24 protein-coding genes are annotated in these 22,929 nt (G+C 60.6%); 21 read left to right on the forward strand and 3 right to left on the reverse strand.

The features are described from left to right. Positions 1-84 precede the first annotated feature (84 nt). Together lapG and lapD are read left to right on the forward strand one after the other, a co-directional pair. A complete protein-coding gene (gene lapG, locus ACA066_RS00640) occupies positions 85-777 on the forward strand; it encodes a cysteine protease LapG (protein WP_497697715.1) in 693 nt (230 codons plus the stop codon). 14 nt (positions 778-791) lie between these two features. After that, entirely contained in the window at positions 792-2,750 is a 1,959-nt protein-coding gene (gene lapD / locus ACA066_RS00645; protein WP_497697716.1) for a cyclic di-GMP receptor LapD, read from the forward strand. A gap of 143 nt (positions 2,751-2,893) precedes the next feature. Here the strand turns inward: lapD and ACA066_RS00650 are convergent, their stop codons facing one another. Next, positions 2,894-3,259 carry a tryptophan synthase subunit beta gene (locus tag ACA066_RS00650; protein ID WP_497697717.1) on the reverse strand — a complete coding sequence of 122 codons (366 nt, stop codon included), beginning with the start codon at positions 3,257-3,259 and terminating at the stop codon, positions 2,894-2,896. 230 nt (positions 3,260-3,489) lie between these two features. On the opposite strand from ACA066_RS00650, the gene ACA066_RS00655 reads away from it, so the two are divergent. From ACA066_RS00655 to ACA066_RS00705, 11 genes are all read left to right on the forward strand, one after another. Then, a complete protein-coding gene (locus ACA066_RS00655; RefSeq protein WP_497697718.1) occupies positions 3,490-4,377 on the forward strand; it encodes a TauD/TfdA dioxygenase family protein in 888 nt (295 codons plus the stop codon). A gap of 17 nt (positions 4,378-4,394) precedes the next feature. Next, positions 4,395-5,420 (forward strand): ABC transporter substrate-binding protein, encoded by a 1,026-nt coding sequence (locus tag ACA066_RS00660; RefSeq protein WP_497697719.1) that lies wholly within the window; start codon positions 4,395-4,397, stop codon positions 5,418-5,420. 5 nt (positions 5,421-5,425) lie between these two features. Then, positions 5,426-6,286, forward strand: a complete 861-nt coding sequence (locus tag ACA066_RS00665) for an ABC transporter ATP-binding protein (protein WP_497697720.1) — start codon at positions 5,426-5,428, stop codon at positions 6,284-6,286. A gap of 20 nt (positions 6,287-6,306) precedes the next feature. After that, positions 6,307-7,173 (forward strand): ABC transporter permease, encoded by an 867-nt coding sequence (locus tag ACA066_RS00670; RefSeq protein ID WP_497697721.1) that lies wholly within the window; start codon positions 6,307-6,309, stop codon positions 7,171-7,173. A gap of 206 nt (positions 7,174-7,379) precedes the next feature. Further along, a complete protein-coding gene (locus ACA066_RS00675) occupies positions 7,380-8,300 on the forward strand; it encodes a LysR family transcriptional regulator (RefSeq protein WP_497697722.1) in 921 nt (306 codons plus the stop codon). A 219-nt stretch (positions 8,301-8,519) separates the two neighbouring features. Then, the gene (locus ACA066_RS00680; RefSeq protein WP_497697723.1) at positions 8,520-10,055 is read left to right on the forward strand and encodes an MFS transporter; all 1,536 of its coding nucleotides are present in this window, start codon (positions 8,520-8,522) and stop codon (positions 10,053-10,055) included. Between the two features lie 26 nt (positions 10,056-10,081). Then, positions 10,082-11,146: an HlyD family secretion protein gene (locus tag ACA066_RS00685; protein ID WP_497697724.1), complete on the forward strand. Its 1,065-nt coding sequence runs from the start codon at positions 10,082-10,084 to the stop codon at positions 11,144-11,146. Next, complete coding sequence (locus ACA066_RS00690) at positions 11,143-12,705, forward strand: efflux transporter outer membrane subunit (RefSeq protein ID WP_497697725.1); 1,563 nt, start codon at positions 11,143-11,145, stop codon at positions 12,703-12,705. The genes ACA066_RS00685 and ACA066_RS00690 overlap by 4 nt, the downstream gene beginning before the upstream one ends. Positions 12,706-12,819: 114 nt before the next feature. Continuing rightward, complete coding sequence (locus ACA066_RS00695; protein ID WP_497697726.1) at positions 12,820-13,410, forward strand: hypothetical protein; 591 nt, start codon at positions 12,820-12,822, stop codon at positions 13,408-13,410. Positions 13,411-13,453: 43 nt separating this feature from the next. Continuing rightward, the gene (locus ACA066_RS00700) at positions 13,454-13,612 is read left to right on the forward strand and encodes a hypothetical protein (RefSeq protein WP_497697727.1); all 159 of its coding nucleotides are present in this window, start codon (positions 13,454-13,456) and stop codon (positions 13,610-13,612) included. Between the two features lie 83 nt (positions 13,613-13,695). Continuing rightward, complete coding sequence (locus ACA066_RS00705; protein ID WP_497697728.1) at positions 13,696-15,003, forward strand: glycosyltransferase family 39 protein; 1,308 nt, start codon at positions 13,696-13,698, stop codon at positions 15,001-15,003. Here the strand turns inward: ACA066_RS00705 and ACA066_RS00710 are convergent. Together ACA066_RS00710 and ACA066_RS00715 are read right to left on the reverse strand one after the other, a co-directional pair. Next, entirely contained in the window at positions 15,000-15,758 is a 759-nt protein-coding gene (locus ACA066_RS00710) for a slipin family protein (protein WP_497697729.1), read from the reverse strand. The genes ACA066_RS00705 and ACA066_RS00710 overlap by 4 nt on opposite strands. Before the next feature lie 2 nt (positions 15,759-15,760). After that, positions 15,761-16,291: an NfeD family protein gene (locus tag ACA066_RS00715; protein WP_497697730.1), complete on the reverse strand. Its 531-nt coding sequence runs from the start codon at positions 16,289-16,291 to the stop codon at positions 15,761-15,763. Positions 16,292-16,551: 260 nt separating this feature from the next. On the opposite strand from ACA066_RS00715, the gene ACA066_RS00720 reads away from it, so the two are divergent. The 8 genes from ACA066_RS00720 to ACA066_RS00755 all read left to right on the forward strand — a co-directional run bounded on the left by ACA066_RS00720 (position 16,552) and on the right by ACA066_RS00755 (position 22,886). Further along, positions 16,552-17,013, forward strand: coding sequence for an aminoacyl-tRNA deacylase (locus ACA066_RS00720; protein ID WP_497697731.1), 462 nt, complete (start codon positions 16,552-16,554; stop codon positions 17,011-17,013). 140 nt (positions 17,014-17,153) lie between these two features. Beyond that, positions 17,154-17,399, forward strand: coding sequence for a DUF2789 domain-containing protein (locus ACA066_RS00725; RefSeq protein WP_497697732.1), 246 nt, complete (start codon positions 17,154-17,156; stop codon positions 17,397-17,399). Positions 17,400-17,481: 82 nt separating this feature from the next. Next, positions 17,482-17,727: a type II toxin-antitoxin system Phd/YefM family antitoxin gene (locus tag ACA066_RS00730; RefSeq protein WP_497697733.1), complete on the forward strand. Its 246-nt coding sequence runs from the start codon at positions 17,482-17,484 to the stop codon at positions 17,725-17,727. A gap of 126 nt (positions 17,728-17,853) precedes the next feature. Next, a complete protein-coding gene (locus ACA066_RS00735; RefSeq protein ID WP_497697734.1) occupies positions 17,854-18,282 on the forward strand; it encodes a MarR family winged helix-turn-helix transcriptional regulator in 429 nt (142 codons plus the stop codon). Beyond that, positions 18,279-20,351, forward strand: coding sequence for an FUSC family protein (locus ACA066_RS00740; protein ID WP_497697735.1), 2,073 nt, complete (start codon positions 18,279-18,281; stop codon positions 20,349-20,351). The genes ACA066_RS00735 and ACA066_RS00740 overlap by 4 nt, the downstream gene beginning before the upstream one ends. Beyond that, positions 20,348-20,557 carry a DUF1656 domain-containing protein gene (locus tag ACA066_RS00745; RefSeq protein ID WP_008034684.1) on the forward strand — a complete coding sequence of 70 codons (210 nt, stop codon included), beginning with the start codon at positions 20,348-20,350 and terminating at the stop codon, positions 20,555-20,557. Before ACA066_RS00740 ends, ACA066_RS00745 begins: the two co-directional genes overlap by 4 nt. Beyond that, the gene (locus ACA066_RS00750; protein WP_392893189.1) at positions 20,554-21,441 is read left to right on the forward strand and encodes an efflux RND transporter periplasmic adaptor subunit; all 888 of its coding nucleotides are present in this window, start codon (positions 20,554-20,556) and stop codon (positions 21,439-21,441) included. The genes ACA066_RS00745 and ACA066_RS00750 overlap by 4 nt, the downstream gene beginning before the upstream one ends. Continuing rightward, positions 21,438-22,886, forward strand: a complete 1,449-nt coding sequence (locus ACA066_RS00755; protein WP_497697736.1) for an efflux transporter outer membrane subunit — start codon at positions 21,438-21,440, stop codon at positions 22,884-22,886. Before ACA066_RS00750 ends, ACA066_RS00755 begins: the two co-directional genes overlap by 4 nt. The last annotated feature ends 43 nt before the right edge of the window (positions 22,887-22,929 follow it).

The raw sequence follows: 22,929 nt of genomic DNA on the forward strand, positions 1-22,929 counted from the left end.
CCGGTGATCTCACCGTGCCATTGTCTTTTAACCAGCTACCCTTCACCATCAATCGACTCCACCTGCCTACCTGGATGTCTCGCATTGGCGGTACGTTTCGCGATCCCTCGGACTTTGCGCTGGCTGTGCTGTGTGTTGCTGCTGGCCGGCGTCATGCCGGGCAGTCTGCATGCCGACTGGGATTTTTCCCTGATCAGCCGCCGGGCGCAGGCATTGTACGGGCCATTGGGCGCAGGGCAGCAGCGTATTGACGCCTGGCAGCATTTGCTGGCCACGCAGAAGCAGATCAGCGAGCTGGAGCAGCTCAACGTGGTCAACCTGTTCTTCAATAAACAGATGCGCTACGTAGAGGACGTCGACCTGTGGCACGAGGTCGACTATTGGGAAACCCCGATCGAAGCCTTGTCGAAGGGCGCCGGTGACTGTGAAGACTACGCCATCGCCAAGTATTTCAGCCTGCGCCACCTCGGCGTTTCCAGCGACAAGCTACGCATTACCTATGTCAAGGCCGTGAGCCTGAACCGCGCGCACATGGTGCTGACTTACTACGCCAGCCCCGACGCCATGCCGCTGGTGCTCGACAGCCTGATCGATGCGATCAAGCCCGCCAGCCAACGAACCGATCTGCTGCCGGTCTACGCTTTCAATGCCGAAGGGCTTTGGTTGCCCGGAGCCAAGGGCAATAAAAAAGTGGGTGACACCAAACGCTTGTCCCGTTGGCAGGATGTGTTGAAGAAAATGCAGGCGGAAGGTTTTCCGGTCGAGACGATTAACTAGGAGCACGCGCTCAGATGTCTTTGTTCAAACAGCTGTTGATCGCAATCTGTCTGTTCCTGGTGGTCGCCTTCACCGGCAGCTTCATGGTCAGCCTCGAGAGCTCGCGCACCCAGTACGTCAATCAGTTGCGCTCCCACGCGCAGGACGCCGCGACGGCGCTGGCGCTGTCGTTGACGCCGAACATCGACGACCCGGCGATGGTCGAGTTGCTGGTCAGCTCGATTTTCGACAGCGGTTATTACGCGAGCATCCGCGTCGTCGATCTGTCGAACGACAAGACCCTGGTCGAGCGCAGCGGCATTCCGGCGGTGACAAACGTGCCGGGCTGGTTCGTCAAGCTGATCGGCCTGGAGCCGGCGGGCGGCGACGCGATTGTCAGCCGTGGCTGGGAGCAGGCGGCACGGGTCGAAGTGGTCAGCCACCCGATGTTCGCGCTGGCCAAACTTTGGCAGAGTGCCTTGGGCAGCCTTGGCTGGCTTCTGATCTGCAGCGCGGTGAGCGCGGCACTGGGCGCGTTGCTGCTGCGTCGGCAATTGAAACCGCTGGACTATATGGTCTGGCAATCCCACGCCATCGCCCGCCGGGAATTCCTCAGCCTGCCCGACCTGCCGCGCACACCTGAATTGCGCCGCGTGGTGCAGGCCATGAACCAGATGGTCGAGAAGCTCAAGGCGTTGTTTCAGGAACAGGCCGAGCGCAGTGAAAAATTGCGCGACGAGTCCTATCAGGACACGTTGACCGGATTGGCCAACCGGCGCTATTTCGAGATGCAATTGAATGCGCGGGTGAGCAATCCGGAACAGGCGAGTTCAGGTTATTTGCTGTTGCTGCGGGTCAGGGACCTCGCTGGGTTGAATCAGCGTCTGGGCGGCCAACACACCGATGATTTACTGATCGCTGTCGGCGAGCAGCTGTCCCGTGAGTGCGCCAAATACCCCGAAACGCTGAACCTCGTCACGCGGATCCGCGGCGGCGAATTCGCCGTGCTGGCGCCGGGGCTGGTGCACGCCGAAGCGTTGCAACTGGCGCAAAACCTCGACAGTGCCCTGGCGAGCCTGCATGCAACCGGCGCTACCGATGTGGCCGCCGTGGCGTACATCGGGCTGGCGCCGTTTATGTATGGCGACTCACCGCAAGCGGTGCTCGGGCTGGCGGATCAGGCGTTGGCTCAGGCTGAAGGCCAGGGCGATTCGAGGTGGGTCTGCCTGGATCACACGGCGGCGTCGAACCTTGGCGATGATCATCATGCCTGGCACAGCTTGCTCGATGAGGCGCTGAATCAGCGGCGGTTCGAGCTGTATTTCCAGCCGGTGGTGGCGAGCCAGGACACGACACTGGTGCTGCATTACAAAGTGCTTTCGCGCCTGATTGACGAGCAGGGTCAGGCGATTCCTGCCGGTCGATTCCTGCCGTGGCTCGAGCGTTTCGGTTGGGCTGCGCGGCTGGATCGCCTGATGCTGGAGCGGGTCCTTGAGCAAATGGCTGATCATGAAGCGTCGCTGGCGCTGAACCTGTCATCGGCGACGCTGATCAATCCGCAGGCGCTGGGCAAAATCCTGGATATTTTGCGCGCGCATTCCAGCTTCGGCCCGCGGCTGACCCTGGAAATCGGCGAGGAGCAACTGCCGGAGCAAGCGAAGCTGGAAGACCTGACGCGACGCCTGCGAGAAATCGGCTTCTCGTTGAGCCTGCAACATTTTGGTGGACGCTTCAGCATGATCGGCAACCTGGCGCGGCTCGGGTTGGCTTATCTGAAGATCGATGGTGTTTACATCCGCGCGATTGATCAGGAGAGCGACAAGCGTTTGTTTATCGAGGCGATTCAGCGGGCGGCGCACAGCATTGATCTGCCGTTGATTGCCGAGCGGGTCGAGACCGAAGGGGAGTTGTCGGTGATTCGCGAGATGGGGATTTATGGCGTGCAGGGGCAGTTGTTTGGGGAGCCAAAGCCTTGGGACAGGACTTTTGAGTGATTTGTCTGTACTGACGCCATCGCGAGCAGGCTCGCTCCCACAGTAGATCTTCAGCGGGCACAGTATTTGTGTACGACCGAGATCCAATGTGGGAGCGAGCCTGCTCGCGATGGCGTCAGTACAGACAACAAAGACAGTGAGAGCTAGATCAACCCCGAATCTTCCTCATCCACCAAACTACTCAACCCACCCAACTCCTCCCGGGCCTGGGAACGGCCCATGAGTTTGGCCTGTGCAGCGGCCGGCAGGTCGGTGATGCGCATCACGCCCTTATCAGTCAGCACCTTAATCAGGTCGTCAAGTACCCGGATCATGTCCAGGTCGCTCTGCTTCAACTGCTTGAGCTGACTGGTTTGCTGCAGTTGCTTGTGGTTGATGGCCATGACTTTGCTGGCGAACCAGGCCTGGAGGTCCGGGTGATCGGCGGGCAGGCTTTCGGTGGACTCGGCATAGGCCTCGGCTTCCACGCGCATCAGTTGGCCATCTGCATTGCGTTGCACGTAGAACATTGAGCGTCCCTCAAGCGTTGAGCAGCATCATCCTGTCAGCAGCATAGGTGAAATAAGCCATATGGTTATTCGCTAACGGTATTTAAATTCACGTTCTTATACCTATAAAGTCAGCCTCCTGCGTACCTGCCGACCAATCGGCGCGCCGCACGACACGAACCAACACGGGACCTCCGTGAGTTTCTGATCGACGCGCGCGCCCTTGAGCGTGCCGTGCGTGGGAGTGATTTATGTCTGTCGTCTCTGCAACTCAAAGCATCGCGCCGCAAATTTTCGAAATTCGCCCGTTCAGCGGCGCTGTCGGTGCCGAAATCATCGGGCTCGACCTGTCTCGCCCGGTCAATGACCAGGACTTCGCCCGCATTCACCGCGCGCACCTTGATCACCATGTCGTGGTGTTCCGCGACCAGCGCATTACCCCCGAACAGCAAATCGACTTCAGTCGCCGTTTCGGCGTGTTGCAGATCCACGTGCTCAAGCAGTTCCTGCTGACCGGTCACCCGGAAATCCTCATCGTTTCCAACATCATCGAAAACGGCCAATCCATCGGCCTCGGTGACGCTGGCAAGTTCTGGCACTCCGACCTTTCCTATAAAGAATTGCCCAGCCTGGGCTCGATGCTGCACGCCCAGGAATTGCCGTCCGAAGGTGGCGACACCTTGTTCGCCGACATGCACAAAGCGTGGGACAACCTGCCCGAAGCGCTGCGTAAAGCCGTCGAAGGTCGCTCGGCGGCGCACTCGTACACGGCGCGCTACAGCGAAACCAAGTTCGAAGGCAACTGGCGCCCGACGTTGACGCCGGAGCAACTGGCACAAGTGGCGGAAGTCGTCCACCCGATCGTCCGTACCCACCCGGAAAACGGTCGCAAGGCGTTGTTCGTCAGCGAGGGTTTCACCACCCGCATCGTTGGCCTGCCGGACGACGAGAGTCAGCAACTGCTGGACGAGCTTTACGCCCACAGCGTGCTGCCGCACAACATCTATCGCCATCAATGGCAGCCCCACGACCTGGTGTTCTGGGACAACCGCTCGTTGATCCACCTCGCCGCCGGATGCCCGAGCCATCTGCGCCGCAAGTTGTATCGCACCACCATCCAGGGCGACGCGCCTTTCTGATTTGTCGGAGAATTTTCATGTCCAGACGTCTTCCATTTGCACCGTTGGCTGCGGCCATCGGCCTGGGTTTCAGCCTCATCGCCAGCAGCCTGGTGGCGCCGACCGTGGCCCACGCCGAAGGTGAAATCCGCATTGCCGAGCAGTTCGGCATCGTTTATCTGTTGCTCAACGTGGTGCGCGATCAGAACCTGATCGAGAAGTACGGCAAACAGGAAGGCGTCGACATCAAGGTCGACTGGACTCAGCTGTCCGGCGGCGCGGCGGTCAACGATGCGTTGCTCTCCGGCTCCATCGACATTGCCGGCGCGGGCGTCGGTCCGCTGCTGACCATCTGGGACCGCACCCACGGCAAGCAGAACGTCAAGGCTGTCGCCTCCCTCGGCAACTTTCCGTACTACCTGGTGAGCAACAATCCCAAGGTCAAAACCATCGCCGACTTCACCGAGCAGGACCGCATCGCGGTGCCGGCGGTGGGCGTGTCGGTACAGTCGCGCTTCCTGCAATACGCGGCGGCCAAGCAATGGGGCGACAAGGAGTTCAATCGTCTCGACAAGTACACCATCGCTGTTCCGCACCCCGACGCCACGGCGGCGCTGATTGCCGGCGGCACCGAGTTGACCGGGCACTTCTCCAATCCGCCGTTCCAGGATCAGGCGCTGGCAAACCCGAACGTCCATGTGGTGTTGAACACCTATGACCTGCTCGGCCCGAACTCGCCGACGGTGCTGTTCGCCACGGAGAAATTCCGCAACGAGAACCCGAAAACCTACAAGGCGTTCGTCGAGGCGCTGACCGAAGCCGCGCAATTTGCCCAGAACGATAAAGGCGCCGCCGCCGATACCTACATCCGCGTGACCAAGGCGAAAATCGATCGTGCTGCGCTGCTGAAAATCATCGACAACCCACAGTTCGAATTCAGCGTCACGCCGAAAAATACCTACCCGCTCGCCGAGTTCCTCTACCGCGTCGGCGCGATCAAAAACAAACCGGATTCGTGGAAGGATTACTTCTTCCAGGACGCCAAACCGTTGCAAGGGAGCTGACCGACATGAACGCCCCTTTGCAAGGCCACACGGTCAGCAAACCGAACGCCACAGCCCAGGCGCTGCTGTCGGTCGATAATGTCAGCCTCGAATACCGCACGCCGCAGCGGGTGGTTCGAGCGACCCACCAAGTCAGTTTTGAAATCGATCCGGCAGACCGCTTTGTGCTGCTCGGGCCGTCCGGTTGCGGCAAGTCGACATTGCTCAAGGCCGCCGCAGGATTTATCCAGCCAGTCGAAGGGGAAATCCGCCTGCAAGGTCAGCGCGTCGATGCGCCGGGGCCGGACCGGATTGTGGTGTTTCAGGAATTCGATCAACTGCCGCCATGGAAGACGGTCAAGCAGAACGTGATGTTTCCGCTGCTGGCCTCGAAAACCCTCAAGCGTAAAGAGGCCGAAGAACGGGCCCTGCACTATCTCGACAAGGTTGGTCTGTCAGCGTTTGCCGATGCGTATCCGCACACCTTGTCCGGCGGCATGAAGGCGCGAGTGGCGATTGCCCGGGCGTTGGCGATGCAACCGAAAATCCTGTTGATGGACGAACCCTTCGCCGCACTCGATGCGCTGACCCGCCGCAAGATGCAGGAAGAATTGCTGCTGCTCTGGGAAGAGGTGCGTTTCACCCTGCTGTTCGTCACGCACTCGATTGAAGAAGCGCTGGTGGTGGGTAATCGCATTCTGCTGCTGTCGCCGCATCCCGGCCGGGTACGGGCGGAAGTCCACAGCCATCAATACGATTTGCACAGTCTCGGCGGCGTGGCGTTTCAGGAGTCGGCGCGACGGATTCATCGGTTGTTGTTTGATGAAGGCCAGTCGCCGGAAACCGCGCGCGAGCTGGATTTTTCCGACATTCGCATCGCTTACTGAGCCATTGAGAGGAGTGCCCGATGAGCCAGTTATCATCTGCGCGTGAAGAATTTGAAACCGTTTTGCAGCCGCTGACCAGCGTATCGCTGGAACGTGAATTACCCCTCGGCCAGCGTCTGTGGCAACAGGGCTGGATTCGTAAAAGCCTGATCCTGATTTTGCTCGCGGTCCTGTGGGAAGTGGTTGCACGCATTCAGAACAACGACCTGCTGCTGCCGAGTTTTTTGCAAACCGCCAGCGCGCTGTATGACGGCCTGCTCAGCGGCGAATTGCTGGGCAAAGTGTGGATTTCCCTGGTGGTGTTGCTCAAGGGTTACCTGATCGGCATCGTCCTGGCGTTTGCCCTGACCACACTGGCGGTGTCGACGCAGTTCGGTCGCGATCTGCTGAGTACGCTGACGTCGATGTTCAACCCGCTGCCGGCGATTGCACTGTTGCCGCTGGCGCTGCTGTGGTTCGGACTGGGGCAGAACAGCCTGATTTTCGTGCTGGTACATTCGGTGCTCTGGGCGTTGGCGTTGAACACCTACGCCGGGTTTTTAGGTGTCTCGGAAACCCTGCGCATGGCCGGGCGCAATTACGGTTTGAAGGGCATGCGCTTCGTGCTGTTCATCCTGATTCCGGCAGCGTTGCCGTCGATTCTCGCCGGGCTGAAAATCGGCTGGGCGTTCGCCTGGCGTACCTTGATTGCCGCTGAATTGGTGTTTGGTGCTACCAGTGGCAAGGGTGGATTGGGTTGGTACATCTTTCAGAATCGTAATGAGCTGTACACCGACAAGGTGTTTGCCGGGTTGGCGGTGGTGATTTTGATTGGGCTGCTGGTGGAGAATCTGGTGTTTGATTCGCTGGAGCGGGTGACGGTGAAGCGGTGGGGGATGCAGCGTTAAGTTCTGTGGTGTCTGTACGGGCCCTATCGCCGGCAAGCCGGTCTCGCTCCCACAAGGTGTTTTGTCGTACACAAAATCTTCATCGACTGAAGATCACTGTGGGAGCGAGCCTGCTCGCGATGGCGCCGGGGCTGCCAACACATCACTTAAGGGATGTTTGCTAGCATTGCGTCTGAATCAATCCAGATCAGCCACGAGTGCTCAGCATGCAACTCCCGGACATGAATCTTCTGGTCGCCCTCGACGCCTTGCTCGACGAAGGCAGCGTGGTGGGCGCCGCGCGCCGCATGAATCTAAGCCCGGCAGCCATGAGCCGCACGCTCACACGAATCCGCGAGGCCATCGGCGATCCGATTTTGGTGCGCGCCGGCCGTGGCCTGGTGCCGACGCCCAAGGCACTGGCGTTACGCGAGCAGGTGCGGGATCTGGTTGAGCAGGCCGCGCTGCTGTTCCGATCTGCCGATGACGTAGAACTGGGCAGTTTGCGTCGTCGCTTCAGCATTCGCGCCAACGATTTCTTTGTAGGCGTCTACGGCGGCAAGCTCTTCGACACGATGGAACGCCAGGCGCCGCACTGCGAACTGCGCTTTGTCCCGGAGGGCGATGGGGATGACGAAGCGTTGCGTGAAGGACGCATCGATTTGAGCGTCAGCAACAACCGGCCGCTGATGCCGGAAGTGAAGGTGCAGAACCTGTTCTCCACGCACTTTGTCGGCCTGGTGCGCGACGACCATCCGCTGTTCGACGAAGAGATCACGGCCGAACGCTATGCCGGGTTTTCTCACATCAGCATGTCTCGTCGCGGCATCGCTCGCGGCCCGATCGACACGGCGCTGAATGCCTTGGGGCTGGAGCGGCGGGTGGCGGTGATTGCGCCGAGTTTCCATGCCGCAATGTTTGCGTTGCCGGATTCCGATCTGATTCTGCCGGTGCCCAAGGAAGCGCTGCTGAGCGTGCGGCGCCTGGGGCTGAAGCTGCGTTCATTCACGCTGCCGATCCCGTTGCCGACCCTCATGCTGACCCAGGCCTGGCACCCGCGTTTCGACAAAGATCCGGCGCATCGCTGGATGCGTGAGACGCTCAAGGCGTGTTGCGATGAGACGTGGTTGGCCGCGCAGCCGACCTGAAGCTGATCGCAAATCCCTGTGGGAGCGAGCTTGCTCGCGAAAGCGGTAGATCAGACAAAGATAATGTTGGATGTAAGGGCCCCATCGCGAGCAGGCTCGCTCCCACAGGGTTATGTATTGCTGCATGGAACACACTTATAACCTGCCAATAAGTTGATTTTCGTCAGCTTCGACGCTTCCTAAAATGCTTCGGTGTTCAAATCCCGGAGCTTGCAGTCCATGACTTCCCTCACGGCCCCGGCACCTCTCGCCGCGGCCAGCCCCACCGCCGTTATGCCACCGGTCTTTGGCCCGCGGATCATCATCGGTCTGGTGGGCGTGTTGCTGGCGGTGCTGGTGTCGGGCCTCAACGAGATGGTGACCAAGGTCGCCCTCGCCGACATTCGCGGCGCATTGGCCATCGGCTACGACGAAGGCACCTGGCTGGTCGCCAGTTACACCGCGACCTCGGTGGCCGCGATGGCGTTCGCACCGTGGTGTGCGGTGACGTTTTCGTTGCGGCGCTTCACCCTCTGCGCGATCAGCGTGTTCACCTTGTTGGGCGTGCTGTGCCCCTTCGCCCCGAACTACGAAAGCCTGCTGGTGATGCGCACCTTGCAAGGTCTGGCGGGCGGTGCGTTGCCGCCGATGCTGATGACCGTCGCCCTGCGCTTTTTGCCGGCAAACGTGAAGCTCTACGGCATGGCCGGTTATGCCCTGACGGCGACGTTCGGCCCCGGGCTCGGCACGCCGCTGGCCGGGTTGTGGACCGAGCATGTCGGCTGGCAATGGACCTTCTGGCAAATCATCGCGCCGTGCCTGATCGCCATGGCGGCGGTGGCTTACGGATTGCCGCGGGACCCGGTGCGTCTGGAGCGTTTCAAGCAATTCAACTGGCGCGGGTTGTTATTGGGTTTCCCGGCGATCTGCATGCTGGTCATCGGCATCCTGCAGGGCAACCGGCTGGACTGGTTCGAGTCGAGCCTGATCTGCGGCTTGCTTGGCGGCGGGCTGCTGTTGCTGGTGCTGTTCCTGATCAACGAATGGTCGCAACCGATCCCGTTTTTCAAGATGCAGATGCTCGGCATCCGCAACCTGTCGTTCGCCTTGCTGACCCTGGCCGGGGTGCTGGTGATCTTGCTGGCGGTGATCATCATTCCGTCCAGTTATCTGGCGCAGGTGCAGGGTTATCGCCCGGTGCAGACCGCGCCGATCATGTTGCTGGCGGCGCTGCCGCAACTGATTGCGCTGCCGCTGGTGGCGGCGCTGTGCAACTTGCGTTGGGTCGATTGCCGTTGGGTGCAGGGTATCGGCCTGAGCATGCTGGCGCTGTCGTGCATCGGCGGTTCGCAGCTGACATCAGTGTGGATTCGCGACGATTTTTACGTGCTGCAACTGCTGCAAATCTTCGGGCAACCCATGGCGGTGTTGCCGCTGCTGATGCTCTCGACCGGCAGCATCAGCCCGCTGGAAGGGCCGTTCGCGTCGGCCTGGTTCAACACCGTGAAAGGCCTGTCGGCGGTGATCGCCACGGGAGTGATCGACGCGCTGACCACATCGCGGCTGCACTTTCATTCGACCATGTTGGTGGACCGCCTCGGCAACTCGCCGCTGGCCGACAGCGACAGCGCGGGGCTTGCCCATCGGTTGCATGAGCAGGCGGTGGTGCTGACGGCTTCGGATCTTTACCTGTGCATGAGCGGCGTCGCCCTGGCGCTGATCCTGCTGATTTTCTGGCTGCCGACGCGGATCTTTCCGCCGCGTGCACCGACTTGAATGCACCACCGAAACAGAAGGTTTTTATGACGACTCAATCAACGAAAAAAGTGGCCGTGGGCGTCGCCGCCCTGGTGGCGGTCGGCGTGCTGGTGTATCTGCTGGCGCCGGGGATGTTCGGCAAGCGCACGCAACAGAACACCAATGACGCCTTTGTCTCCGCGGACTTCACCTTGGTGGTGCCCCGCGTCGCCGGGTTCATCAAGGAAGTGCTGGTGGAAGACAATCAGCAGGTCAAGGCCGGGCAATTGCTGGCGCTGATCGATGACCGGGATTTGCGCGCTGCCGCTCAGGCCGCGGATGCCGAAACGCTGGTGGCGCGGGCGCAACTGCAAAACGCTGGCGCAACCCTTGAGCGCCAGACGTCGGTGATCGCTCAGGCGCAAGCCACGGTCGTGTCGGCCAAGGCGGAGATGGCGTTCGCCGAACATGAATTGAATCGCTACAACCACCTCGCCGGCGTTGGCGCGGGTACGGTGCAGAACGCTCAACAAGCCCGCACGCGTATCGATCAGGCCAGCGCTCGGTTGGCCAATGCGACAGCGGTGTTGGCGGCGGAACGCAAGCAGGTGGAAATCCTCACCGCCCAGCGTGACGCGGCAGACGGTGGATTGAAGCGGGCGCAAGCGGCGCTGGAAATGGCCAGCTACGAGCTGTCCTATACGCGCATCGTCGCGCCTCAGGACGGTATGGTCGGCGAGCGCGCCGTGCGGGTTGGCGCGTATGTCACGCCGGGCAGCAAGTTGCTGGCGGTGGTGCCGCTGACGCAGGCGTATGTGGTCGCCAATTTTCAGGAGACCCAACTGACTGACGTGCAACCGGGGCAAAGCGTGCAGGTGCGCGTCGACAGCCTTGGCGGCGAAGCGTTACGCGGTCGCGTCGAGAGCATTGCTCCGGCCACGGGCGTGACCTTCGCTTCGATCAAACCGGACAACGCGACCGGCAACTTCACCAAGGTTGTGCAGCGGATTCCGGTGAAAATCGTTCTGGATCCGGGGCAAGCGTTGGCTGATCGGCTGCGCGTGGGGATGTCGGTGGAGGCGAGTATTGATACAGCTGATACCGGTGAGCATGAGGTTGCGCAACGATGAACTTCGTTAATTGCGCACCTTTGTGGCGAGGGAGCTTGCTCCCGCTCGAGTGCGCAGCACTCGCAAATTTTGGGTCCGCTTCGCGGCCCAGCGGGAGCAAGCTCCCTCGCCACAAGGTCAGTGTTCATTCAGTAGCGTTGGTGCTGAGCCTCCTGACCCTGAGCGCCTGCACCGTCGGCCCGGACTTCCAGAAACCCCAGTCACAACAAGTTGCCGAATGGTCGAAACCATCGAAAGCGACCTCCAGCCTAGCCGTCGCCGAAACCATGGACGAACGCTGGTGGGAAGTCTTCCACGACCCGAAACTCTCGGCCCTGACCCAGCGTGCCCTGACCGACAACCTCGACCTGAAACTCGCCAGCAGCCGCCTGCAGCAAAGTCGCGCCGCGCGCCAGGTGGTCACCGCAGATCGCTACCCCAACATCGCCGCCACAGGCAGCTACGGGCGTAAACGCAACAGCGGCGAAGGACTGAGCGATCCCTCGGGGAACAATGGCAACTCGGCGTTCAATCTGTGGGACGCCGGCTTCTCGGCCTCCTGGGAACTGGATTTCTGGGGTCGGGTCCGTCGCGAAACCGAAGCGGCGGATGCCACGCTGGAGGTCGCGGAAAACGAACAGCGCGGCGTGTTGTTGTTTGTTCTTGCCGAAACCGCTCAGGACTACATTCAGCTACGCGGCGTGCAAAGTACGCGAGCCGTCACGGAAGAGAACCTCGACGTCGCCCGTCATAGCCTGAAACTGTCGCAGCTGCGCCTGGCCGACGGTGTCGCCACCGACCTCGATGTCGCCGAAGCCGCCGCGCAAGTCGCGGCCATCGAATCGCGCTTGCCGGCACTGGAGCAGCGTCAGTCGCAATTGATCAATGCCTTGAGCCTGTTGATGGGCGAACCGCCGCAAGCGCTGCATGCCGAGTTATCCACTGACGCGCCGGTGCCACAAACCCCGCGCCAGGTCGCCATCGGCCTGCCGTCGCAACTGGCCGAACGCCGTCCGGACATCCGCCAGGCCGAAGCTCGCCTGCATGCCGCCACGGCGAACATTGGTGTGGCCAAGGGTGATTTCTATCCGCGCATCACCCTGTCGGGAAACGTCGGCTCCCAAGCGATGCAATTGAGCGATTTCGGCTCCTGGGGCTCGCGCACGTTCGGCATCGGCCCGCAATTCAGCCTGCCGCTGTTCGAAGGCGGTCGCCTGCGCGGCGTGCTGAACTTGCGTGAAGCCCAGCAGCAGGAAGCCGCGATTGCCTACCAGAAAACCGTGCTGCGGGCCTGGCATGAAATCGACGACCAACTGACCGCCTACAACGCCAGCCAACTGCGCCGCGACAGCCTCTCCGAAGCCGTACGCCAAAACCAGATCGCCTTGCATACCGCGCAACAGCAGTACGTGGAAGGGGTGGTGGATTTCGTCAACGTCCTCACCGTGCAAGGCGAGTTGCTGGCGACCCAGCAGCAATGGGTCGAGAGTTCGACCGGGGTGTCGTTGGCGATGGTCGGGTTGTACAAGGCGTTGGGCGGGGGATGGGAGTCGGTGTATCCGGTGGCGGTGCAGCGCTGAGTGAAATCGGGAACCTGAAAGTAGGAATCGTCTTGTTTTTTTTGTGTGGGCATTGTCCAAGGCACTCGCGCGTTAGCATTTTCGCGAATTCCTTGAGCAAGGTTGCGCACATCTATGATCGCCAGTTCCGGTAAGCTATTTTCGGTCGAACTGTTGGAAACATCGCCAAAGCGTCCAACTTTTTATGTCGTTGGCCAACGTAAGTTTGCGTTGCTGTTTGTCTCGACATTCGGTTTCTACTGGACCTATTGGACCTACAAAAACTGGAGGCTTTACCGTGCAGCCACCGGCAATAAGGTTCTGCCATTGGCACGCACAATTATGGGTGTGTTTTTTGTGTACTCGCTGTTCATGAAAGTCGACCGTCGAATATTCGCTTCAGGCCGACGATACCGCTGGTATCCACGCAGCCTGGCGCTGGCTGTGATCCTGACGGCGTGTGCGGGTGCAACGCGGGTATGGGTTCTGGACGCGCACGTCAGCTTCGCTTTGTTTCTATTGGTTTTGCTCTTGCTGACCTGCTGCCTCATGCGCGTACAAGCGGCAATCAATTTCTCGGAGTATGGTGTTGAAGAGCCGATTAACTCGACGCTGACGTTCGCTAACGGTATCTGGGTAGGTCTGGGCTTGAGCTGGTGGGGGGTGGTGATACTCACCTTCTATTTTCTTGTGCAGGGCGGACCGTTAGAGGGTGCAAACCCGTGAAACTGCCTGTGAATGTGTGAACCTCGTGGACAAGGAAGGGTGGATGGTTGCTGTGGGTCAGGTCAACTCGATGGCGCAGCGATGGCTTCAGTCGGCTCGCGAATGCGGGTTGTTGCCGATCCTGATCCTCGCCGCCGTCGTTCGGCTCTATGGCCTCACCGACTCGGCCATCTGGTGCGATGAAGGCCCAGCCTGCTGCTGAGCCAATACTCACCCGCGCTGACCTGGTTTCACACCGCTCACGATGTACACCCGCCGCTGTATTACCTGTTGCTGCACGGGTGGATGAGCCTGTTTGGCAACGGCCTCTTTTCGATCCGATTCATGAGCGTTGTGCCCGCGCTGGGCACCGTCGCACTGGTGATCTGGCTGGTGCGCCTGATCGCAACGCGGCGTGCGGCGGTGTTGGCCGGAGTGCTGGTGGCGTTGCTGCCGATTGCCGTGCGTTACAGCCAGGAAGTGCGGATGTATTCGCTGATGGGCTTTTGGCTGATCGGGGCGACCATTGCCCTGGTACTTTGGGTCAAGCATCCGCAGCGTTATCGTTATCTGGTTATCTACGTAGTGCTGATGACGGCCAGTTTCTACACCCATTACTTCACGGCGCTGTGCGTTATGTCGCACTGGGCGTATCTGCTGGTGCTTCTGCTAAGCGGCTCGAGCAACAAACTGATCACGCGCCCGGCGTGGTGGCTGGCCAACGTCGCCATCGTCGCGCTCTATATGCCGTGGATTCCCAGTCTGGTGGGTCAACTGCAGCACCTGGAGCAACTCAAGCTCGGCGGTGATGTGGGCTGGATCGAGCCGGAAACCCTCACGTCGATACCGTCGGTCCTCTGGCAATTTCTGACCTATGACGAAGGCCTTGGGCACCCAGGGCTGGTCTTTGTCCTGCTGCCGCTGGTGGTAGGGCTGGTGACGATGTTGATCCTTCGAGCTGACCGCAGCGAATACCGATTCAACACGCTGATTGCGGCGTACACGCTCGTCCCGTTGCTGGTGATTGCGTTGGCTTCGCTGGCAACCCCGCTGTTGGTGGATCGTTACCTGATGTTTGCGGCGCTGGGCTTGCCGATCATTCTGGCCATAGCGCTTGATCGGCTCGCCGAGCACTACCGGGTGTGGGCGCTGACGGCGTTGCTGCTGGTGATCTGCGTGCAAGGCGTCGGACTGAAGAACATTTACACCACCGCTCCCGATCGAATCGATCGAATGGTCGACTACGTGAACCAGCAGTACGTCGCCGGTGATCGCATCGTGGTCAGCGATCTGTTCTGGTACTTCAGTTACGTCTATTACAATCGCACGGCTGCTGCGCCGATGCTTTACACGCCGCCGCAGCCCGACGGACGCGCGGGTCGTCCCAATGCATACGGATTTGGCACGTTGGTAGAGGACAGTGGCGAAAAAATCTACCTCGATACACTGACGGATTTACCGCGCGGCACCGGGCGTGTCTGGCTGATCAGCAGCAGCGAAGCACCTTATGATTTCGCGCCGGTACCCAGTGGCTGGAAAGCCATCGATGAGCTGAAAGTCGACGACACGCTGGCGCGGCTGCACGTCATCTGTCCGGACGAGGGTTGTCCTTAAGGTTTCGACGACAAGTCCGCCATGCCCTTGAGCAACTCAATCGGCAACGGAAAGACGATGGTCGAACTCTTGTCCCCGGCAATCGAGCTCAGGGTCTGCATGTAGCGCAGTTGCATGGCGCCCGGCTGACGACCGAGCATTTCGGCGGCTTGCATGAGCTTTTCCGAGGCCTGCAGTTCACCTTCGGCGTGGATGACTTTGGCCCGGCGTTCCCGCTCGGCTTCAGCCTGTTTGGCGATGGCGCGGACCATTGATTCGTTGAGGTCCACGTGTTTGATCTCGACGTTGGCCACTTTGATGCCCCAGGCGTCGGTCTGGGCATCGAGCACTTGCTGGATATCGATGTTCAGCCGTTCGCGCTCGGCCAGCAGCTCATCGAGCTCGTGTTTACCGAGCACCGCGCGCAAGGTGGTTTGGGCCAGCTGGCTGGTGGCCATGAGGAAATCTTCAACCTGGATAATTGCCTTCTGCGGATCGAGCACGCGGAAGTACAGCACCGCGTTGACCTTGACCGAGACGTTGTCGCGGGTGATCACGTCTTGCGGCGGCACGTCGAGCACCACGGTACGCAAATCGACGCGAACCATTTGCTGCACCACCGGAATCAACAGGATCAGGCCGGGGCCTTTGACTTGCCAGAAACGGCCGAGCTGGAACACCACCCCGCGCTCGTATTCGCGCAGGATGCGAAAAGTCGATCCCGCCAGCGCAATGACCAACAGCAGCAGTGCGGCAAAACCCAGTTGCAGGCCCATGGTTATTCTCCACCCGGCGCCGCGTCAGCCGCGGCCACTTGCAGCAGTAATCCCTTGCGCGCCACTACCCGGACCTGTTGCCCGGTTTCCAGTGGCGTGGCGCTGAGGACTTGCCACTTTTCTCCTTGCAGGTGCACCCAGCCGTTGCAGGCATTGCCGGGCTGCAACGACATCACCGGAGCCACGCTGCCCACGAGCCCGGCATCGCCACTGACGGTTTGGCGCGGTCGGGTTTTCAGGGCGTGGATCACCAGGAATATCAACAACAACGCACTGATCAGGCCCAGGCCGATCATCAACGGGACTGGCACCTCGGTGTTGCTCAGGATCACCGCGCCGATGACGAACATCACAATCCCGCCCAACCCGATAACGCCGTAATTGGGCAAGGCGGCCTCGGCGATCAGAAACGCAATGCCGAACGTAATCAGCCAGATCCCCATGGGGTTGGGAATCAGCACGAGGGTGTCCGCCGCGAACGCCGATCCGCTCAAGGCCAACAGCAACGCCACTGCACAGCAACGAGTGTTCACTTGACCCTCCTTGTAGGAGCGAGCTTGCTCGCGATGAACCTGAGAGCGCCTCGCCCATCCATTCAGTCCGCATTCCCGTTAACGCCCATCGCTTAACTCAGTCTAGTCGAGCCATGGGTTGTACGAATTTTGCTCAGTTGTCGACGATGTTCCAGTGGGCAGATTTCCCGCGCGGAGGCTTCAGCCGGCCTAGACTTTTGAGTGGTGAGAACAGGTTTATTCATCGTCCGCCAACGTTGTTGCGGACACCGAGGTGCATCATGCGTATGGCAAAAACCGTGCAGAGCAGCCTGGACAGGGCGCACTGCGAATTTGACATCGTTAGCCACCCACACTCGGCCAGCAGCCTTGAAACGGCGCGGGTCGCGGGCATTCCTGCCGAACGGGTGGCCAAGTCGGTGATTCTCGACGACCACCACGGTCATTTCCTGATGGCCGTGCTGCCGGCGAGTCGTCACCTGGACCTGACTAAAGTGCGCAGCAGCGGCGAATGGCAAGTCACCCGGGAAAGCACCCTGGCGCATCTGTTCGAAGACTGCGAGCGCGGCGCGGTGCCGGCGTTGGGTGAGTCCTATGGCATGGACATGGTCATCGACCCCTTGCTGACCCGGCAGCAAGACATCTACCTGGAGGCCGGCAACCACAACAATCTGCTGCACATGAGCATGCCGGAGTACTTGAAACTGGTGCCGCATGCGGAGGTGCGGGAGTTGAGTCATTGAGTTTTGCAGCGTCTGTTACACCGCCTTCGCGGGCAAGCCTCGCTCCTACAGTGGACTGCAATCCCCCTGTAGGAGCGAGGCTTGCCCGCGATTGACTGCGCAGCAGTCACCCATCATCTGCCATAAAAAAGGAGCCCGACATGGAATCCCCAACCCACAGCCTCCCCTCTCTGTTCAAACAACTCGGCCTGGCGGATGACGCCGAAAGTATCGATAAATTCATTGCGACCCACTCACCGCTCAAGCCCGAATTGCATTTGGCCGATGCTTTTTTCTGGAGTGAGAGCCAAGCGCAGTTTTTGCGCGACGATATTCTGGATGACGCGGATTGGGCAGAGGTGGTGGATCAGTTGGATGTGCTGCTGAGGAAGGGGCGAGGGGTGTAAAACCTGGTCACAGGTTTTTTGGAAGCTCTCAACCTGACTGGCGTAGCTTTCCAAGGCACAAATTCAACGATGAGATCGAATCATGCAGCTCGTTTTGGCAGAAAGAGTCATCGGTATCAACGAACTTGAGCAAAACGTGGATGCTGTCATGCGCGAATCGCTAAAGGGTCCTATAGCCGTGGTGGAAAACAACCAAATCAAAGCGTACCTGGTGTCGTCAGATCTATATGGCGCGATGCTTGACCGTCTGGAAGATTTTGATTTGGCGGCGCTCATCCGCGCCCGTAGTCATGAAATCGCCGAACCTGTCAGCCTGGATGATCTATGAACGCGGTGTGTTAGCAGGAGAATTGTTTCAAAACTTGACCGACTTTCCCCTCAAATGCCATATTGATAGTTAGCAAACTAACAGTGTGTCTTTTCCCCCGTGTCAAAAAACCTCGACGTTCTCCAGATGAACATCAGCAGCTCCATGGTGGTGGCCGCCCGGCACTGGCGGAAGATCTGCCAGACCACGCTGGTCAACTATGGAATCTCCGAAGCCTGCGCCGTCCCGTTGTTGATGATCGGGCGGCTGGGCGAGGGTGTGCGGCAGGTGACGGTGGCGCAGGCGGCCGGGATGGAGAGCCCTTCTCTGGTGCGTCTGCTCGATCAGCTGTGTCATGCCGGCTACGTTTGTCGAACCGAAGATGCTCAGGACCGCCGGGCCAAGTGCCTGAGCCTGACCGACACCGGCCGCGAACTGGTCCAGGCGGTTGAAATCGAGCTGGTGCGCTTGCGCAATGAAGTGCTTGAAGGAATTGCCCCGAGTGATCTGGAAGCGGCGTTGCGGGTATTGAAAGCGTTCGAAGCGGCCAACGCTCCATCGGTGGTGAACCCTTGAGCGGATTTTTTACCGGCGTTCCCCCGGCGCGGGACTGGTTCTACGGCGTGCGGACTTTCGCGGCGTCGATGATCGCGTTGTATATCGCCATGCTCATGCAAATGCCGCGTCCGTATTGGGCGATGGCCACGGTGTATATCGTTTCCAGCCCCTTCGTCGGCCCGACCAGTTCCAAGGCGCTGTATCGCGCGGTCGGTACGTTTCTGGGCGCAGCAGCGGCGGTGTTTTTCGTGCCGATGTTCGTTCAGAGCCCCTATGTGCTGGTGGTGGTCATTGCGCTGTGGACCGGGATTCTGTTGTTCCTGTCACTGCACCTGCGCACCGCCAACAGTTACGCGTTGATGCTCGCTGGCTACACCTTGCCGCTGATCGCCTTGCCGGTGGTGGATAACCCGTTGGCAGTGTGGGACGTGGCCGAGGCGCGGACTGAAGAGATCTTCCTCGGCATCGCCGTCGCGGCAGTGGTCGGCGCGATGTTCTGGCCCCGGCGGCTGGCGCCGGTGTTCAACGATTCGGTGAACAAATGGTTCGCCGATGCCTCGACCTATAGCCTGCGTTTTCTCAGCCGCAACGTGCAGCCAGACGAAGTCAGCGCGCTGCGCGCATCAATGGTCGCAACCTTCAACACCCTGGAATTGATGATCGGCCAGTTGCCCCACGAGGGCGCGCGTCCACAAACCGTGCGCAACACCAAGGAACTGCGCGGGCGAATGATTCATTTGTTGCCGGTGATCGATGCCCTCGACGATGCGCTCTATGCTCTTGAGCGGCGCACGCCGGAGCTTGTGGAGAAGTTCGCACCGTTGCTGGCCGCCACCACGGAATGGCTCGATCACAAAGACGCCGACCTCGACCGCTGGCAAGCGCTGAAAGATCAACTCGAAGCGCTGCAACCCAATGCCGAAGCGCTGGATGATCGCAAGCAACTGCTGTTCTCCAACGCCCTGTATCGTCTCGGCGAATGGATCGATTTGTGGCAAGACTGCCGCAGCCTGCAATACGCGATTCAGTGCGAAAGCCAGGACAGCTGGCGCGCGGTGTATCGACACTGGCGCCTTGGTCGCCTGTCACCGTTTCTCGATCGTGGGCTGATGTTTTACTCGGCGGCGTCCACGGTCACCGCGATCATTGTCGCCTCGGTGCTGTGGATTCTGCTCGGCTGGACCGACGGTGGCAGCGCGGTGATTCTCGCGGCCGTGGCGTGCAGCTTCTTCGCCTCGATGGACGACCCGGCGCCGCAGATTTACCGGTTCTTTTTCTGGACGGCGATGTCGGTGCTGTTCGCCAGTCTTTATCTGTTTCTGGTCCTGCCCAACCTGCATGATTTCCCGATGCTGGTGCTGGCGTTCGCCGTGCCGTTCATTTGCGTCGGCACCCTGACGGTCAAGCCGCAGTTTTACCTGGGCATGCTGCTGACGCTGGTCAACACCTCGTCCTTCATCAGTATCCAGGGCGCTTACGACGCGGATTTCCTCAGCTTTGCCAACTCCAACCTGGCCGGCCCGGTCGGCTTGCTGTTCGCCTTTATCTGGACCCTGATTGCGCGGCCGTTCGGCGCGGAACTGGCGGCCAAGCGCCTGACCCGTTTCAGCTGGCGCGACATCGTCAGCCTCACCGAACCGGCTTCGCTGGCCGAACACCGGCACCTGGGCGTGCAGATGCTCGATCGCCTGATGCAGCATTTGCCGCGTCTGGCCATGACCGGGCAAGACACCGGCATCGCGCTGCGGGAAGTGCGCGTGGCGCTGAACCTGCTCGACCTGCTCGCCTACACGCCGCGAGTGCTCGGCGTACCGCAGGCGCTTCTGCATCAAGTGGTGAGCGAAGTCGGCGAGTATTTCAAAGCCTGCCTCAAGGCTGGCGAGCGTTTGCCGGCGCCCAGTGCGTTGTTGATGACCATGGACCGCACGCGCCGTGCCCTGAACCGCGATTGCGATGACGGCGCCCGTCTGCACCTGCTGCACGCGCTGAGCGGTCTGCGTCTGGCATTACTGCCCGGCGTTGAATTCGTCGGCGCCGGCGAACTCGAAGAACCGCTTCCCCATGGCATCGATGGAGCGCCTTTATGATCGGTGATCTGGATATCAGCGGGGTGTTCCTGCCCACGCTGCTGGTGCTGATGGGCATTACCTATGTGATTTACCTGCTGGTGCACGGGTTGCTGACGCGCCTGCACTTTTACCGTCTGGTCTGGCACCGGGCATTGTTCAACGTGGCTCTCTACGCTTTGCTGCTCGGCGCCGTGGACTCACTCAGTCGATACCTGATGACATGAAAAAACCTTTTTTGACCCTCGGCCGTGTGGTCCTGACGCTACTGATCGTGACCTTCGCCGTCGTCGTAGTGTGGCGCATGGTGATGTATTACATGTTCGCGCCCTGGACCCGTGACGGGCATATCCGCGCCGACATCGTACAGATCGCACCGGACGTGTCCGGCCTGATCCAGCAAGTCGAGGTGCGCGACAACCAATTGGTGAAACGCGGCCAGGTGCTGTTCAGCATCGATCAGGACCGTTTCAAACTCGCGCTGCGCCAAGCCAAAGCAGCGGTCGCCGACCGTCAGGAAACCCTGGCGCAAGCGCAACGCGAAGCCAAGCGTAACCGCGGCCTCGGCAACCTGGTGCCGGGCGAGCAGCTGGAAGAGAGCCAATCGCGGGTGGCCCGCGCCGAAGTGGCGTTGATGGAAGCGCAGGTGGCGGTGGACAGCGCCCAGCTCAACCTCGATCGCTCGACCATCCGCAGCCCGGTCGATGGCTACGTCAACGACCGTGCGCCGCGTGCGCAGGAGTTCGTCACCGCCGGGCGTCCGGTGTTGTCGGTGGTGGACAGCAATTCGTTCCACATCGACGGCTATTTCGAGGAAACCAAACTCGACGGCATTCATGTTGGCCAGAGCGTCGATATTCGGGTGATCGGCGACCGCGCACGTTTGCGCGGCCACGTGGAAAGCATCGTCGCCGGCATCGAAGACCGCGACCGCAGCAGCGGCAGCAACCTGTTGCCTAACGTCAACCCGGCGTTCAGCTGGGTGCGGCTGGCCCAGCGGATTCCGGTGCGTATCGCCTTCGACGACGTGCCGGCGGACTTCCGCATGATTGCCGGGCGGACCGCGACCGTGTCGATCATCGATGACCAGCAGCAGGAGCCGGGCAAATGAGCAGGGCCTCGGGTTTGGCGGTTGCCGGATTAGGTCTGCTGCTGTCGGCGTGTCAGGTGGTCGGGCCGGATTATCACGTGCCGGACGAAGCCGCCGTACGCCGTGAAGACCTGCAGGGCGATCTGGTGGTGAACGGCAAAAATGTGGTTTCGGCGCCGGTGCCCAGTGATTGGTGGCGCCTGTATCAAGACCCTCGTCTGGACCAGTTGGTGCAGCAGGCCATGGCGTCCAACACCGACTTGCGCGTGGCGGCCGCGAACCTTTCCCTCGCTCGCGCTCAGGTTGACGAAGCCCAGGCCGCGGGTGGCTGGAGTGGCGGCGTGAAGCTCGGCGCCCAGCGTTTGCAGGAGTCCGGCGAAGCCTTCTTGCTTCCGGAAAAAGTGCCGGTGGCCAACGTCGGTGACATCGGCATCACCACCTCGTATCAATTCGACCTGTTCGGCACCTTGCAGCGCGGGATCGAGGCGGCCAAAGCCAATGCCGATGCGACGCAAGCAGCGGCGGATACGGCGCGAATCACCTTGGTGGCCGATGTCGTGCGGGCGTACACCCAAGTGTGCGCGGCCAACGAAGAACGGGAAATCGCTCAGCATTCCCTCGACCTGCAAGCCCAGGGCACCACGCTGATCCAGCGTTTGCGCGATGCTGGGCGTGGCGATGAAACCCAGGTCACCCGCTCGCAAACCCAATTCAAATCCCTGCGCGCCGACATGCCGCGTTATGAAGCGGCGCGTCAGGCGGGATTGTTCCGTTTGTCGATGTTGCTGGCCAAACCGGTTGATCAATTGCCGACCGGCACCAGCGACTGCGCGCAATTGCCGAAAATCGCGCAACTGTTGCCGGTCGGTGACGGCGCCACGTTGCTCAAGCGCCGCCCCGATGTGCGTCAGGCCGAGCGCCGACTGGCCGCCGCGACCGCTGGTATCGGCATTGCCACCGGCGAGTTGTACCCGGACATCAGCATCGGCGCGACCGTCGGCACCGTCGGTATTCTGGAAAATCTCGGCAAACCGGCGACCAACCGCTGGGGTTTCGGCCCGTTGCTGACCTGGACCGTGCCGTCCAATGGCTCCCGGGCACGTATCCGCGAGGCCGAAGCGGCGACCCAGGGCGCGCTGGCGCACTTCGATGGCGTGGTGCTCAACGCCATTCGCGAGACGCAGACCGGTCTGGCGCAGTACTCCGCGCTGCTGCAACGCCGCGATGCGCTGGCGGATGCCGAGCAGTCTGCGCAACTGGCGGCTGACCAGACACACCGCTTCTTCCAGGTTGGTCGTGCATCATTCCTCGCGGACCTGCAAGCGACCCGCACCTACACCGACGTAACCGCACAACTGGCTTCCGCCAACACGCAAGTTGCCATGAGCCAGATCGATTTGTTCCTGGCGCTGGGCGGTGGCTGGGAAAGCGGACGAACGCAAGCGACGAACACCAGCAAACCCTGAGGCCGTTGCTATGCTTTGACTTGATGAGGTCGCGTGTCGAACT

It is taken from the genome of Pseudomonas sp. LBUM1651 (assembly GCF_059716135.1).